Origin of the sequence: Hydrogenophaga aromaticivorans (assembly GCF_013387465.1) — a bacterium.
GTDB lineage: Bacteria > Pseudomonadota > Gammaproteobacteria > Burkholderiales > Burkholderiaceae_C > Hydrogenophaga > Hydrogenophaga aromaticivorans.
This window is the reverse complement of the sequence record NZ_VYGV01000023.1, coordinates 1-13,443: the sequence shown is the minus strand read 5'-3', so window position 1 is coordinate 13,443 and position 13,443 is coordinate 1. Positions and strand designations below refer to the sequence as shown.

The 13,443-nt window shown below is 62.2% G+C and carries 16 protein-coding genes; 7 read left to right on the top strand and 9 right to left on the bottom strand.

Annotation, left to right across the window (positions count from 1 at the left end):
• Nucleotides 1-58: 58 nt before the first annotated feature.
• Complete coding sequence (gene tnpB / locus F3K02_RS21450) at nt 59-400, bottom strand: IS66 family insertion sequence element accessory protein TnpB (protein WP_009520737.1); 342 nt, start codon at nt 398-400, stop codon at nt 59-61.
• The gene (gene tnpA, locus F3K02_RS21445; RefSeq protein ID WP_177137671.1) at nt 397-798 is read right to left on the bottom strand and encodes an IS66-like element accessory protein TnpA; all 402 of its coding nucleotides are present in this window, start codon (nt 796-798) and stop codon (nt 397-399) included. Before tnpA ends, tnpB begins: the two co-directional genes overlap by 4 nt.
• Nucleotides 799-955: 157 nt before the next feature.
• On the opposite strand from tnpA, the gene F3K02_RS21440 reads away from it, so the two are divergent.
• Entirely contained in the window at nt 956-1,264 is a 309-nt protein-coding gene (locus F3K02_RS21440; RefSeq protein WP_177137670.1) for a hypothetical protein, read from the top strand.
• Here F3K02_RS21440 and F3K02_RS21435 read toward each other — a convergent pair.
• Nucleotides 1,257-1,676 carry an HD domain-containing protein gene (locus F3K02_RS21435; RefSeq protein WP_177137669.1) on the bottom strand — a complete coding sequence of 140 codons (420 nt, stop codon included), beginning with the start codon at nt 1,674-1,676 and terminating at the stop codon, nt 1,257-1,259. The two genes, F3K02_RS21440 and F3K02_RS21435, sit on opposite strands and share 8 nt — an antisense overlap.
• Nucleotides 1,677-1,913: 237 nt before the next feature.
• On the opposite strand from F3K02_RS21435, the gene F3K02_RS21430 reads away from it, so the two are divergent.
• The 3 genes from F3K02_RS21430 (at nt 1,914) to F3K02_RS21415 (ending at nt 4,651) form a co-directional block, all read left to right on the top strand.
• The gene (locus tag F3K02_RS21430) at nt 1,914-2,981 is read left to right on the top strand and encodes an NYN domain-containing protein (RefSeq protein WP_177137668.1); all 1,068 of its coding nucleotides are present in this window, start codon (nt 1,914-1,916) and stop codon (nt 2,979-2,981) included.
• Between the two features lie 560 nt (nt 2,982-3,541).
• The gene (locus tag F3K02_RS21420) at nt 3,542-3,934 is read left to right on the top strand and encodes a hypothetical protein (protein WP_177137666.1); all 393 of its coding nucleotides are present in this window, start codon (nt 3,542-3,544) and stop codon (nt 3,932-3,934) included.
• A gap of 3 nt (nt 3,935-3,937) precedes the next feature.
• Complete coding sequence (locus F3K02_RS21415; protein WP_177137665.1) at nt 3,938-4,651, top strand: SOS response-associated peptidase family protein; 714 nt, start codon at nt 3,938-3,940, stop codon at nt 4,649-4,651.
• Nucleotides 4,652-4,767: 116 nt separating this feature from the next.
• Here the strand turns inward: F3K02_RS21415 and F3K02_RS21410 are convergent, their stop codons facing one another.
• The 6 genes from F3K02_RS21410 to F3K02_RS21385 all read right to left on the bottom strand — a co-directional run bounded on the left by F3K02_RS21410 (nt 4,768) and on the right by F3K02_RS21385 (nt 10,838).
• Nucleotides 4,768-4,977 carry a hypothetical protein gene (locus tag F3K02_RS21410; protein WP_177137664.1) on the bottom strand — a complete coding sequence of 70 codons (210 nt, stop codon included), beginning with the start codon at nt 4,975-4,977 and terminating at the stop codon, nt 4,768-4,770.
• Nucleotides 4,978-5,214: 237 nt separating this feature from the next.
• Complete coding sequence (locus F3K02_RS21405) at nt 5,215-5,715, bottom strand: Csu type fimbrial protein (protein ID WP_177137663.1); 501 nt, start codon at nt 5,713-5,715, stop codon at nt 5,215-5,217.
• Complete coding sequence (locus F3K02_RS21400; RefSeq protein WP_177137662.1) at nt 5,712-8,021, bottom strand: fimbria/pilus outer membrane usher protein; 2,310 nt, start codon at nt 8,019-8,021, stop codon at nt 5,712-5,714. Before F3K02_RS21400 ends, F3K02_RS21405 begins: the two co-directional genes overlap by 4 nt.
• Complete coding sequence (locus F3K02_RS21395; protein WP_177137661.1) at nt 8,021-8,746, bottom strand: fimbrial biogenesis chaperone; 726 nt, start codon at nt 8,744-8,746, stop codon at nt 8,021-8,023. Before F3K02_RS21395 ends, F3K02_RS21400 begins: the two co-directional genes overlap by 1 nt.
• Nucleotides 8,747-8,750: 4 nt before the next feature.
• Nucleotides 8,751-9,233, bottom strand: coding sequence for a Csu type fimbrial protein (locus tag F3K02_RS21390; RefSeq protein ID WP_177137660.1), 483 nt, complete (start codon nt 9,231-9,233; stop codon nt 8,751-8,753).
• 63 nt (nt 9,234-9,296) lie between these two features.
• Nucleotides 9,297-10,838 (bottom strand): methyl-accepting chemotaxis protein, encoded by a 1,542-nt coding sequence (locus F3K02_RS21385; protein ID WP_343067128.1) that lies wholly within the window; start codon nt 10,836-10,838, stop codon nt 9,297-9,299.
• Between the two features lie 258 nt (nt 10,839-11,096).
• On the opposite strand from F3K02_RS21385, the gene F3K02_RS27675 reads away from it, so the two are divergent.
• From F3K02_RS27675 to F3K02_RS21370, 3 genes are read left to right on the top strand one after another with little or no spacing between them, the layout of a single operon-like run.
• Nucleotides 11,097-11,774: a hypothetical protein gene (locus F3K02_RS27675; RefSeq protein WP_246309690.1), complete on the top strand. Its 678-nt coding sequence runs from the start codon at nt 11,097-11,099 to the stop codon at nt 11,772-11,774.
• Nucleotides 11,767-12,474: an RES family NAD+ phosphorylase gene (locus tag F3K02_RS21375; protein ID WP_177137658.1), complete on the top strand. Its 708-nt coding sequence runs from the start codon at nt 11,767-11,769 to the stop codon at nt 12,472-12,474. Before F3K02_RS27675 ends, F3K02_RS21375 begins: the two co-directional genes overlap by 8 nt.
• Nucleotides 12,475-12,522: 48 nt before the next feature.
• Entirely contained in the window at nt 12,523-13,383 is an 861-nt protein-coding gene (locus F3K02_RS21370; RefSeq protein WP_177137657.1) for a DUF4942 domain-containing protein, read from the top strand.
• Nucleotides 13,384-13,443 lie beyond the last annotated feature (60 nt).

Here is a 13,443-nt window from a genome sequence, read left to right as displayed (position 1 = left end):
GAACAAGTACGAATTGCGTCGACGCTGGCGCGGTCAAGTGCCAGCGTCGATGTTGCTGTCAGGCCCGCGTGATGGTGCTCAATTCGGGCAACCGCTCCCACGGCAGGCCGAGGACCAGCGCGTCAAACTGCGCGTTGGTGAGCGACAGAGATATGGGCGATGTCGTGGTGGCCGGTACCCACGCGAAGCGGCCCGCGTTGAGCCGGCGTGCCGCGCACCAGACGCCGAAGCCGTCGTGCACGAGGAGCTTGATGCGGGTGCCGCGGGCGTTGGCGAACAGGTAGCCGTGGTGGGCCTGCGCTGCACCGAAGACTTGCACAACGCGCGCCAGCAGGCGGTCGGCGCCGGCGCGCATGTCGATGGGGTCGGCGGCCAGCCACATCGCGTCGATTCGGATCATCGAAGCAGCTCGCGCATCCAGACCGCGCAGTCGCTGGCGGCACCTGCCGGCCAGGTCACCGTGACCGTCGTCGGCCCACGTCGCAGCTCGATGCGAATGTCTGGGACCTGGGCCGGTGGCGCCGATGGCGGCAAGCTGACCGGTACGAAGACGGTCTTGGGCTCTCGCTCTGCGGCTCCAACCACGACGTCTGCGCGCACGACATCGCTTCTTGACTTCATCTCGGCCTCGTGCACCCAGCGCCGCAGAAGATTGGCGTTGATGCCGTGAGCCATTGCCACTGCGGCCATCGACATGCCAGGCTGCTCGCAGGCCGCCACCGCACCGGCCTTGAACGCATCGCTGTGCACGCGCCGCCGCTGGCGCGGACCTGCTTGTTGATCGGGGATAGTGTTCACGAGTCCACCAAGAGTTGAAGTGGACTCGAGGCTCCTATGAACCGCCCCGGCTTTCAAGATGGGCTGACTGGACGCTCACTTTGCATCTGTCTATAGGCTTCTCGACCAAGGCATCCGCCTGCCCCGCCCCAAAGAACCTGTTCAGGGTGCACTGGCTATGGCCATGGAAACCCGAGGGGACCGGTCATGGCTCAAAGCGCAGCTGCTTGAAGGCCAGCGCGACCTCCTACCGCCACTTTTGAACGCCAGCGTCACGAGGATCACGCGCAACGGCATGGTCATCCAGGGCATAGAGCTGAGCTCACGCGTTCAGGGCAGCATCAAGGCCCGGGTGAGCCAGCATCGACAGACGTGGTGGATCGCCGTTGTGACCGAAGACCTGCTAGCCAGCTATGAAGACCTCGACCCGCTCGAAGAATTGTCGGAACGCCAAGGCCTGCCGGGTGGCCCGACGAATCTCAGCTGAGCAGGAGCTTTCTCACCAAGACGTGCTCGTGCATTCGCAGCATGTCCTTTTCGGTGGGGTCCACCAGACGGGTAAGGTCCATGTCGTCGGCGTTTTCCGCCAACTTCACCTCCCGCGCGAGCGGGTTGGTCTTGGCTCGCTTGGCCGCCTCGATGCGTGTCTCTTTCGGCCCTTTGGTGAGCGATAGCACAGCGCCGACGATCTCGTCATCGAAGCCCGCGCCACGCAGATCCTGCTCGCACACTCCGGTGTCAACCAGCAAGTCGTGCATCGCCGCTACGGTCTTCGCTTTCAGCCCATCCACAGAGTGAACCACACGCAGGACATGCAGGATGTACGGTTGTCCTGCCTGGTCGACCTGGCCGGCATGGTGCCTGGCTGCGAGTTCAAGAGCTTTTTCCAGTGTGGGCATGCGAAGTTGTTTTACGCCGTGGTGAGATGCGTTGATCGTATGCTTGATCTGGCTCTCCGCTTCACTCACAGTTCACGTGCACGGTGGACCGTCACCAGACGGTTTCCTCGTAGACGCCCGTGTAGGTCCTGGCGTGTTGTTTTCTCGAAAGCTGGTGTCCTTGTTACCCTCAGTTTGCAAGTTTTCCTTGCACCACACTCTCCCACACACTAGAATCATCCATAACAACTAACCCATTTGCTGCATCAGCTTGACTGCTGCGCGGATGGGGGGAAAAGCCGGCGCAAGCCGGTTTTTTCGCTTCTGGGGGGAAAACTTTTGCGGACACGAATTTACGTCGATGGCTACAACCTGTACTACGGATGCCTGAAGCGTAGCCCCCACAAATGGCTTGATCTGCTCCACCTCTTCGAGGCTCATGTGCTGCCCTCGTCAGTGCCCGGCGCTGGAGTGGCAACAACCTCGCCGTGGAAATCGGCAACAGATCCGCTGCTTTTCTACTACACCGCACCCATCAAAGAGGTTGCCGCCAAAGCGCCTGATTCTGTCGATAGCCAAAAGGCGTACCACGCCGCGCTTCAAGCACACTGTGGCAATCGACTCAAACTGGTTTTAGGGAACTACTCCCTCATCAAGGCCAAGGCCAAGCAAATTGATCCGAAGGACCCAAAGAAACCCATGGGTTTGTGTGATCCAGTTGAGATATGGAAACTGGAAGAGAAAAAGAGTGATGTGGCATTGGCATTACAGGCGTATCACGACGCCTTGACCAAGGAAGTCGACATGGTTGTTATCGTCACCAACGATACAGATGTTGCACCCGCACTTCAAATGATCAGGAATAACACAAAAGCACAGATCGGTTTGGTCATACCGACCACGGATCTAACACGAAAGCCCAACGCTGAGTTGGTTCAACTCGCGCACTGGTCTCGTACCAACATTACTGAAGCCGAACTAAAGTCAGCTCAACTGCCTCTTCATGTCAATAAGGGAAATGGCAAGTTCATGCGAAAGCCTACCAGCTGGTACCAGAACCCCGAAGTGATGGAAGAGGCATTTCGCCTCGGTATAGTAGCCTGCGGCTCAGTCACCTCTTTCGTCCGTTGGTTGAATGCACCCAACCCGTACTTCGGGGATGCCTCACCCCTCGCTCTTTTGGACGATGCCTCCCTTGAAACCGGAGTCCCGGTAATGGAATTTATGCGCGACTGGGAGCAAAAGAAATTGTTCGAACAGCAGAACAAAAATCAACAGCCAAAATTGTGCGATGTGGATGCATTGCAGATCACAATGCCGGAGTAGATACAAGATACTTCAAGCTGGACATCGGAAAATCGGAGCCGACTCCAACTTATCAGAGTCAAGACTTGCCCCTATTTCGCCGAGGTATGCTTGAGTAGCTTTTTGCAGTAGGACCCGAATTTTCGTTTTACAAGCAGCGAACCAGTTTTCTGAGCGCTCGCGTCTTCTACAAACTTGATTCGATGTTCTTCCTGTTTATCTTGGGTCATGGCCAACGTGGTCATAACCCAATACAAGCAAGGAAGCACAATGCACACCGTTCATCACATCCCGGTTTCCCAGCCTGGCGAATACCTTTGCGAGATCATCGACCGCAGGCGCGTCAAGCATCGCTACGTGACGACGCGCAGCTCTGAAGCCGCACGAATGGAACGTCGCGGCGCAACTGTCTTCTGTGGCCGCGCCGGCGGATGGGTCCGGAAGGACTGAAGTACTGCCAGCAGGGCGGATCTCGCATCCACCCGCGCCCGCCGCTGGTTCGTGTTTGCCCGTGGCCGCCTGCAGGGTGATCGAACAAGCCGGTCAAGGTGTACCGCTCCCGCTGGAGCAAAGCACATTGCTTGAACTCGCGCTATCCTTGCCGCATGGTTGTTCAAAGTGCAGTTCTCAGCGCTGTCGTTTTTTATCGCGGGCTCTGTTTTCAGTGGCTGGTGCTCTATGACGCGATGGGCAACATCGGGTACCAGTGTCGCATTGGAGCAGGCGAATGGGCCAGCGATTGGGTCGACTCTGGGGAAACTGTCAGTGCAGAGGCCATGGCGACCTTCATGACGATCATCCCCGATCTGCCCATCGGGATGGGCACGGCCGCTATCGATGCACAGCTCATGTTGACGTCGGCCTCGGAGTTGTTGAGCAACCCGTTGCCCGAGTGGCGCCAGGTCGACTGGTTTGACCCCGGTCTGCCAGCAGGCATACCGGTAGAAATCGTTCGAAAATTCATCGAGCGCTGAGTCATGTGCAACCTCTACGAGATCCCCGACGAGCACACGCTTCAACTGCAGTTCGATGTTGAACTGCCGGGCCAGAGTTGGGGCCACACTGCATCGCCGTTAGGAAGGGGCGTTTTCATCAGGGCCGGTGGGGTAGCCGAGGTGGGCCAGTGGGGCATGATCCCACCATCATCCAAAGAGCGCATTCCGAAAACACGTGAAGGCCGACGCATGTCGACCAACAACGCCAGGCGAGAAACCATGGCCACCGCATGGACCTACCGAGGACCTTGGGCGCGAGGCCAGCGCTGCTTGGTCCCGGCCACCAGCTACGATGAGCCGTATTGGGGCATCAGTCATGCTGATCCGATGACGATCACCAAGAACACCTGGTGGCGCTTCTGGCGTGCCGATGGCAAGGCCTGGGCGCTGGCGGGACTGTGGAGCGAGTGGACCGATCCGGTCACTGGAGAGGTGGTACCTAACTACACCATTTGCACCCAGAACTGTGATGCTCACCCACTGCTCAACCTGATGCACAAGCCCGACCCGAAGATGCCACCGAACGCACAGGACAAGCGTGCGGTCGTGCCCATCGAAGCCGAAGACTGGGAACAGTGGTTGCATGGGACCAAGGAAGAGGCCGAGTCCTTGATCAAGGTGCCGCCAATCGGTGTGTTCCGCCATGGCCCCGCAGACCCAATCAAGGGTGCCGGAGTGGTGCTGCCTCTGGCCTAGAGAGGCTGAATGATGCAGAAGTGGGGCAGTGGCACGCGATCACGGCTCACTCGCTTACGCGATGGAAGACGCTGCAGCCCACCCAGTAGTTGCCAGCTTCGATAGCTTTTCAGCGATCATTGGCGTCCTGTGAACCCTGGTGCTTGCGCTGTTTGGCGGCCAAAGTAATTGCGCAGCCGATCAAGGATGGACACGCCACGAGAAAGCGTGAGTGCCGCAACCTTGCAGTTGTTCGGCACGCTTGTGATCCACAAAGCATCATCCAACGACACGCCGGCAGCTTGAAGAACTTTGGGGTCGAGGGGGTTGGGTTCTTTGTTGACCATGTGAAACACCTTTCAGGGGACATGGCTTGGACAAACAAATCTTCCAAACACATGTCTTCTGGGTATACCGCCCCGGGGTAAAGGTGGTTTCAAATGTTCAACGTCCACCAGCCGGCATCCGCAAAATGAATTTGGGGTGCGATGCGGTCCCTGCGCGGCAAGCGACGGCAGGGAACTTAGGGGTCAATCCCGATTGAGCTGGCGAACAGACGTTCTCGGCATTAAGAACACAAATTCTCAGTTGTAGGTCACCACCACCTGGACCGTGTCGCTGTAGCCACCGGGCGTCGCGCTGACCTGGTTGGCGGGCAGGGTGCCGCAGACCTGCCGGTTGATGTTGGAGCCCAGCAGCACGATCAGCAGCGAACCGCCGACGGTGCTGGTGGCGCCCGTGCCATCGCCCCAGACCACCGAACAGGCGCCGCCCGAGCCGGAGTCGCCGTACAGCTGGTAGGTGAGCCGGGAAGCGCCGTTGGCCATCTGGCGGTCGTTGTAGGTGGCGCCGTACGCCCCCTTGCCCAGGGAGATGTTGTAGTCCACAAACAGGCCCACCGTGCCCGCGCAGGACACGTGCACGTTGCCCGAGCCTGAACCGGCGCCGCCGCCGATGGGGTTGTAGGCCCCGAACGCCACCGGCGTGGTGCTCGCGGTGCAGCTGCACAGCAGGCACAAGGCCTGGGCCTGGGGCGCGCCGGCCAGCACCGCGCCAAACAACAACAGGGCGCGAAGGGCTTTCATGGCGAGGTCTCCTCACAGTGAACGGTCGGGGGCGCATCGGGTTCGCCCGGTGCCGGCGCCACCGCGGCGCTGAACCGACAGGGCCGACCCACCACCAACCCGGTGTACACCCGATCGGGCGCCCCGTCGGGCTCGAACAGTTTGCCGTCGTAGCCGACCGTGCGCTCCGCTGCCAGGCCAGACACCTGCAGCACCGTGCCCGGGGGCACCGCCTGGCCGTGCGGGCCGAGCAGGCGCAGGGTCATGGGCTGCACGCGGCGCACGCCCAGGTCGGCGTACACCCCCGCGCCGAGGGCGGGCGAGAGCTTGAGCTGCAGATGTTCGAAGACGGCGTCCATGGGCAGGTCGTTGGGGTCGACGTGGATGCGGTTGCTCTGGTACGGGCGCAGGTCGTTGAGGATGATGACGCCATCGGCGCCGGTAACGCCCACCTCGTGCTGGTCCCGATAGACCGGGACACCCGCAACGTCGCCCACCTTGACCAGGGCGAAGCTGCCCTCGATGCGCCGCGCCAGCCGCAACTGGCCGCCGAGCAGCACGAGCGAACCGCTGACACCCGAGCCGACGTAGGCCTGCCCGTCGCGCAGATCAAGGTCGGCGCGCCAGTCTGCCGAGGCGCCGCGGCGCTCCAGCCGGGCCGCGAGGTGATCGTCCGTTTCGGCGAACAGCCGGTGAGCCCAGCCCGGGCCCGGCGGCAGGCTGGACATCCAGCCCAGCCCGCCGGTGGTCTGTCCTGAGGATCGGCTGGCTTGCGCCCAGACCTGGGTGTGCGGCTCCAGCGGCACGACCAGGTTCACCCCCACGGCCCGCTGCCGGGTTTCGAAGTGGGCTGTTTGCAGGTAGGCGCTCAGGAAGAACCGGGTGCCGAAGGCGGCGCTGGCGCTGAGGATCCAGAAGCGCTGCGGATCGGCGTTCCAGTAGCGGCGGGCCACCCAGGTCAGGCCGACGCCGCCGTGCGACCAGGGCAGCAGCACGCCCACGCGATCGGTCGACCGGCTGGCCGCATCCGGGTCGTCGGCGCCCAGTTGCGCGAAGAAGCGGCTTGACCGGGCGGATCGGAGCTGCAGGCTCGCCGAACGGCCCGGCACATCGAGGCCCACGGACCCGGCATGCCCGTCTTGCCCTTCGCGCTCGCTGGCCGCCGCGGTGGCCTGCATCAGCGCCCAGCCGCCGACCTTCCAGGCCAGCCCGGCGCCGGTCGTGCGCTGGTCCGACAGGCTTTCCAGCCGGAGTTCGGCCGTCAGCTGCTCGGCGATGCCGCGCCGGTATTGGCCCAGCAGCACATGGCGGCCGTAGCGCCCGCTGCGATAGCCATAGTCCTCGCGGATGCGGCCGGCCTCGACCGCAAAGTCGACCAGCCCCGGGCGCAGGAGCTGGTCGCTGACCAGATAGGGTTGCACGATCTCGGTCTTGCGCCCCATCAGATCGGTCAAGCTCAGGCGCAGGTCGCCCCGGCCGGTGAGGGCGGGCAACTGGTTCCATTCGAAGGGGCCGGCGGGCACCTGCCCGGAGGTGACCCGGTTCTGGTTGACCAGCACATCGATGGTCGAGGGCAGCAGGGCTTCACCGCGCAGGGTGGGCAGGGCGAACGGCACGAAGTCCGGTTGCATGGCGAACCGCGTACCGATGCCGATGCCACCGATGCGGGCCGGACGCCCCCACAGCCCGGCGCTGGTGATCTGGTCGCCCAGCCGCAGGGACCGCATCCTGGGCGCGTCGCTGAACTCGATGCCCGTGTCCAGGCGCACCCAGCGCCCGCCGCCCTGCGCCTGGTCGCGGTAGTAGCCGCTGCCGGTCAGGCGCGCGCCGGGCGCAAAGCCCACCAGCTCCACGCCGCCGGTCCAGGCGGTGTGTCCGTTCGAGTGCCCCGCCTGCAGTTCGTAGTTGGCGTAGGCGCCAGTGCCGCTGGCGCCGGGCGCCAGGGCTGCCTGATCGCCAGAGCCGAGGCGGTAGGTGGCAAAGGCGTTCGCTGGCGCCATGATCGTCAGCGACTGGCGTTCGGCATCGAACGCCAGCTGCACGCCAGCCACCTGATCGAGCCAGGCATGGCCGGCCAGGGGGCCCTCGCTCACCAGAACCTGGGGAGCAAGCCATCGCAGCTCGCCCCAGAGCGCCGCCGGCAGGGACCAGCGGCCATCAGCGGATTGGCCAACTTCCTGCGCACCGTTCAGGCGCTGGCCGTTGACGGTGACGTCCAGGATCAGGATGCGGTCCTGGCCCCGGGCTTGCGCCCCTACCATGCCAACGCTGAGCACGGCCCAGCACGTCAGGGCGGCGATCCGGACGGCGAACCAGTGGCGCGGCATCAACGGGGAATGGTCAGGCGCTGATGGCCCTGGTCGGCCCGCACGTCCACCGTCAGGTCCGCGGCACCGGCTTTGGGCAAGGGCAGGGTCCAAAGGCGCTCCTGCCCGGCCAGCACCGCGGCATGCACATCCAGGGGGGCGCCCAGGGGTGCGCCCGAGCCCGATGCCAGTTGCAGGTCATGCACGACCGTGTGCACATTGCTCTGGTTCCTGAAGCGGACTTCGAGGGTGTCGCCGTCCACGCGCCGTGTCTGCCATTCGGGTCGGTGGACCACCTGGTGGGGCGCGACATAGATGGGGATGCGCAGCTCCAGCAACACACGCACCTGGCTGGGCAAGGCACCCGAGGGGCGCTGCGCCGGTGCCGCCGGGGGCACCTCGCGCAGCAGGATGCGGTAGCTGCGTTCGGTATCGAGCGGCGGCTGGCCCCGCCACCCCAGGCGCAGCACCTGGGCCTGCCCCGGCTCCAGCGTGAAGACACCCGGGTTGAGCAACACATCGGCGGTCGGCGCAAAGACGTCCTTGCCGTCGGACTGCGTCCAGGACACCACGTCCACATGGGTGGTGACCCGCTCGGTGCCCTGGTTGGTGACGGTGATGGCCTCGCGGACCTTGTGGGCCGACAAGGCCACCACCACGGGCATGACCGACAGACTGCCGGCTTGCGCGCTCAACGCGCACAGCATCGCACCAACTGGGATCACCCAGTGCAACAGGCGTCTCATGGCTTCAGTTGTAGGTGACGGTGACGTTGACCGTGTCGGTGTAGCTGCCCACCGCCACGTTCTGGCTGGCGGCGACACGCCCATAGACGGTGTGATCGATCTGCAGACCGGTGCCGGTGTCGCTGACCAGCTCGCCACCGGTGGTGCCCCAGACGGTGGTCCGGGCCGCGTCGCTGTACAGCTGGTAGGTCAGCAGGTCGGGCACATTGGACATGGCACGCGCCGCCACGTCGGCCTGGCCGCCCCCATCGAGAGCGACGGTGTAGCTGGTGCCGTTGGTGCAGGTGACGGAAACCGTGCCCGTGCCGTCGAGCACCGTGCCCGCGGTGGGGTTGTAGACCCCGAAGGCCACCGGGGACGTGCTCACCACGCAGGCAGCGCTCACCGTGGCCGTGACCAGCAAGGTGTCCGTCGCGGTGGCCGATCCGGCGACGCCGTGCAAGGCCATCAGCGCCGCTGGGAACAGAAATTTACCGGGATGTTTCATCACACGAGTCCTCCTATGGCTCGAAGCTACCACGCGTTGCAGGCTCCAAAAGATCCAATTTGGTCAACAGCGGAAAATGCCAACGGCATCGTTCATCCCGCTCGACTGTGTCTTCAACGAGCTGGCCGCGGCCGTCAGCTCCTCCACCATGGCTGCGTTTTGCTGCGTGACGTTATCGAGTTGAACCACTGCCTGATTGATCTGAGCCAGCCCCCTGGACTGCTCAAATGCCGCGCCCGTGATTTCCCCGACCAGACTGTTGACCTGCTGAACCGAATCCACGATGTTGTTCATGGTCTTTCCTGCGCTGTGGACCAGTTGCCCGCCGTGCGCTACCTGGGTCACCGACTCATCGATCAGGCCCTTGATCTCTTTGGCCGCAGTGGACGTGCGCTGCGCCAGACTGCGAACCTCGGCGGCTACGACTGCAAATCCGCGGCCCTGCTCGCCCGCCCGCGCTGCCTCGACTGCCGCATTCAGGGAGAGGATGTTGGTCTGGAATGAGATGCCCTCGATCACCTGGATGATTTCACTCATGCGGCCCGATGAACGACTGATCTCGTCCATCGTCGCCACCACCGAGCCCATCGCCGCGTTGCCCTCCCGCGCCACCTGAGCCGCCCGTTCGGACAGTACCGATGCTTCTCGCGCAGATGCGGCGCTTTGCTCGACCGTGCTGGTGAGCTGCTCCATGGAGGCGGCTGTTTCTGCAAGACTGCTGGCCTGAGCCTCGGTACGGGCTGACAGATCCTGGTTGCCACTGGCGATTTCGCCCGATGCCACCTGCACGCCATCGACCTCGTGGCGGACATCCGAAACCACCGCCTGCAGGTTGACGTTGAGCTGGTTCAGTGCCCTGGCCAGATCGCCCAGTTCGCCCGTGGTCTGCCCCTTGAACCGAGCTGTCAGATCGCCGGCGGCCATTCGGTTGGCAAAGATCACCGCCTCCTCCACCGGTCGCACCAAGAGACGTCGCATGAAGGCCGCAGCTGCCATCGCGAGCACGGCGGTCACGCCAAACGCGGCATAGTGCACGGCATCCGGCAATCCTTCAGTAGCGCTTTCAAGAACCTGTACGAGGTACGCCAAGCCGAGGCTGATCGCGCCCATCTTGCGCCCCAGGGTGGGCCGGGTCCAGCGCTGCAGTGCACCGATCCAGCCTGTGCGCACCACACGGCCCTGGGCCAGGGCGATGCTGGGGCGACCGTTCCCGGGTTCGGATCGCATGCGTTTGTACAACGACTCGGCGTCTTCAATCTGCTGACGCGTGGGCGTGGTGCGCACCGACATGTAGCCCACTGGCTGGCCGTTTTCAATGATGGGCGTGGCGTTGGCCATGACCCAGTAGTGGTCCCCGTTCTTTCGCCGGTTCTTCACCAGTGCTGACCAGGTGGAGCCGCCCTGAAGCGTCGCCCACATGTCCCGAAAAGCCTCGGGCGGCATGTCGGGGTGGCGCACGATGTTGTGCGTCTGGCCGATGAGTTCTTCTTTTTCGTAGCCGCTCACCGCGATGAAGGCCGGATTGCAGTATGTGATGCGACTCTGCAAGTCTGTGGTGGACACGAGCGTTGCACCATCGGGAATCGCAAACTCTCTCTGGGTCACAGGCTGGTTCAAACGCACTGAAGTTCCTTTTCAACTTGAGCCATCCTGTATGGCTGGCTGTACTCCCGGCTGTATCGACAGCAAAGGGGAAGTCTTTATGAAAAGGCTGTCGGAGTTGTAACAAAACACTAGCAAAGTACATCGCCCCTCAGAGCCCATGAACTGCTCTGCAGCAGGCAACTGCTGTCACGGGAGACACGCACAGTTATCATGGATATCTGAAGATGTTATAACCAACATCATCAAAGGATGCACACCATGACCTCCCTCCATGATCTGTCTGATATTTCGGCTGTAGTGGTCACATCAGACCATGTGAAGAAGCAGCTTGAGAAACTGACTTCACAACGCTTGGTACTGCTGACCGTGCGCAAGTCTGTGAACAAGAAGGAGCTTGAGCACTTTGCCTCGAACATCTCTGGGGTGGCGAATTCGATGTTTGAAGAGATGCTGTACCACCAGGAGGCTCAGGTTCTCTCAAGGCTTGCAGAGGTACTGGTGCCTCGCACTCCAGCCCCACCACGCCTTCTCAAAGAGGCCTCCATGCTTGTGCAAGCGCGCAAAGCCGTGTTGGAGAGTGGTGACTGGCTGACCGCTGCTCAGGTCGCAGAACTGGCGGGTCTGAGCACACGCAACCCCAGCGCACAGCCCAACAAGTGGAAGAAGCTGGGCCAGATCTTTGCCATTCACCACAATGGTGTTGACTACTACCCCGGCTACGGTCTTGACCCCGACAACAGCTTTCGACCGTACAAGGACCTGGCCACGATCATCACGATCTTTGATGGGCACAAAAAGGACTGGGGCATGGCCTACTGGTTTCTCTCGGCGAACAGTTTCCTGGGCGGGAAACGCCCACAGGACCTATTGAGCAAACGACCCGATCGCGTGATCCAGGCGGCCGAAGACGAGGTTCAGGCGATCGCCCATGCCTAGGACTCCCCCTTCTGCGCAAAACCAGCCTGCAGCAGCTGCAACTGGCATTCCGTCTTTCGATACCCCAGCGCCACCCGAGGGCTTGCAGGTCACTTTGGTCTCGGTGCTCGCGGGTGTTGTTCTGCACCGGGTTCACCTCGACGCCTATGCTGCGGACCAGTTCAACCGCGGTGTCGCAGGCAACGCGAGGTTCAGCCCCATCCAGGACGATGGAGGCAACCCCATCCCGACGCTGTACGCCGGCACCACCATGGCCTGTGCGTTGATGGAATCGGTCTTTCATGATGTGCCCCACGGCTTAGGGTTCAAAACACTGGACAAGGCAAAGCTGGAAAGGCAACAGCACTCCACGATTGAGGTGCTGCAGCAGCTGGAACTTGTCGACCTGGGCAGCGTGTCTCTTCGCAAGCTGGGCATACAGCGCAAGCAGCTGATCGACACCGAGAAGGACCAGTACCCCATCACCCGACAATGGGCCCAAGCCATCTATCGCCAGTGCCCGAGCGCTCAGGGTCTGGTGTGGGTCTCACGCCAGGACGACCATTCCAAGGCCTTTGTCATCTTCGGGAATCGCGTTGCCTCGGGCACCATTCGTCAAACCGGAGAGTCACGCGATCTTCTGTACGCCGCAGATGCCTATTCCGACGTGGTCGACATGGCCAGCCGAATTGGCGTCCATCTGGTAGACGGCAACACCTGACAAGCCGCTCAATTTGACTGAGGTCGAAGGCGTGAGAAGCTGGCTTTCATGGACTCTCAACTGATCACCTCCATCGGCTACGAGGCCCTGCTCACTGCACGCGACTCCATTGCCCAGCGCATCGAGCAGGCGCACGCCCTGCTTCGCGAGGCACAGGCCATTGCGGATCAGAACAACATGGGCACGGTCTGCGGGAGCAGTCCACACCAGTTCATGCCCATGGCGCATTTTGTGAAACCCGACGGTGCGGCCAAGGCGGTGGCGCTGACGGACTCGGCCGCGTGGGAACTGCTGTTGCACAAGTCCCATGTGCTTGATCTCATGAGCGGGCGAAAAAAGCACGAGTGGCGGCTGGCCATCGCAAAAGGCGAAGCACCACCCTTCAATGAGGCGGCAGTGCGAGGCACGCTCACGAGCCTGCACCAAGATCGTGTGACCATGTTCGAGCTAAGCGTGGTCGAGTGCTTCGAGAGTCTGCACCCGTGCTACATGCGCAACGAACAATCCTGCTTTGGTATGCGCATCCACTTGACCAACGTGACCGACGTGTACAGCGGCGGCCTCCCCGGGCGAAGCACCTGTGACCAGATCGACGACCTATTGCGCTTCATGCATGTGATGGACGGCCGGCCTACGCCCCATGCAAACGCCATCCGGACCGCGATTCTCGAATGCATGGACAAAGGCACAGCCCGGGAATATGAAGACGACTACATCCGGCTGACGTGGTTCAAGAACGGCAACGGGCACGTGCGGTTCAAAAGACAGGATCTTGTCGAGGCCATGAACAAGATGATCGCCAAACACCGAGGCGCTTCGCTTCCTGTACCAAGAAACGCTCGTCCTGAATCCGTGACCTCGAATGCCGCGACAGGCCAATGCAAGTTCAATCGATGCTCGATTCGTTGAATTCGCTTGATTGCGAGGCCTTGGCATCCAAATCGCTGAGGTTGGCAGCTGCGGCAGGGG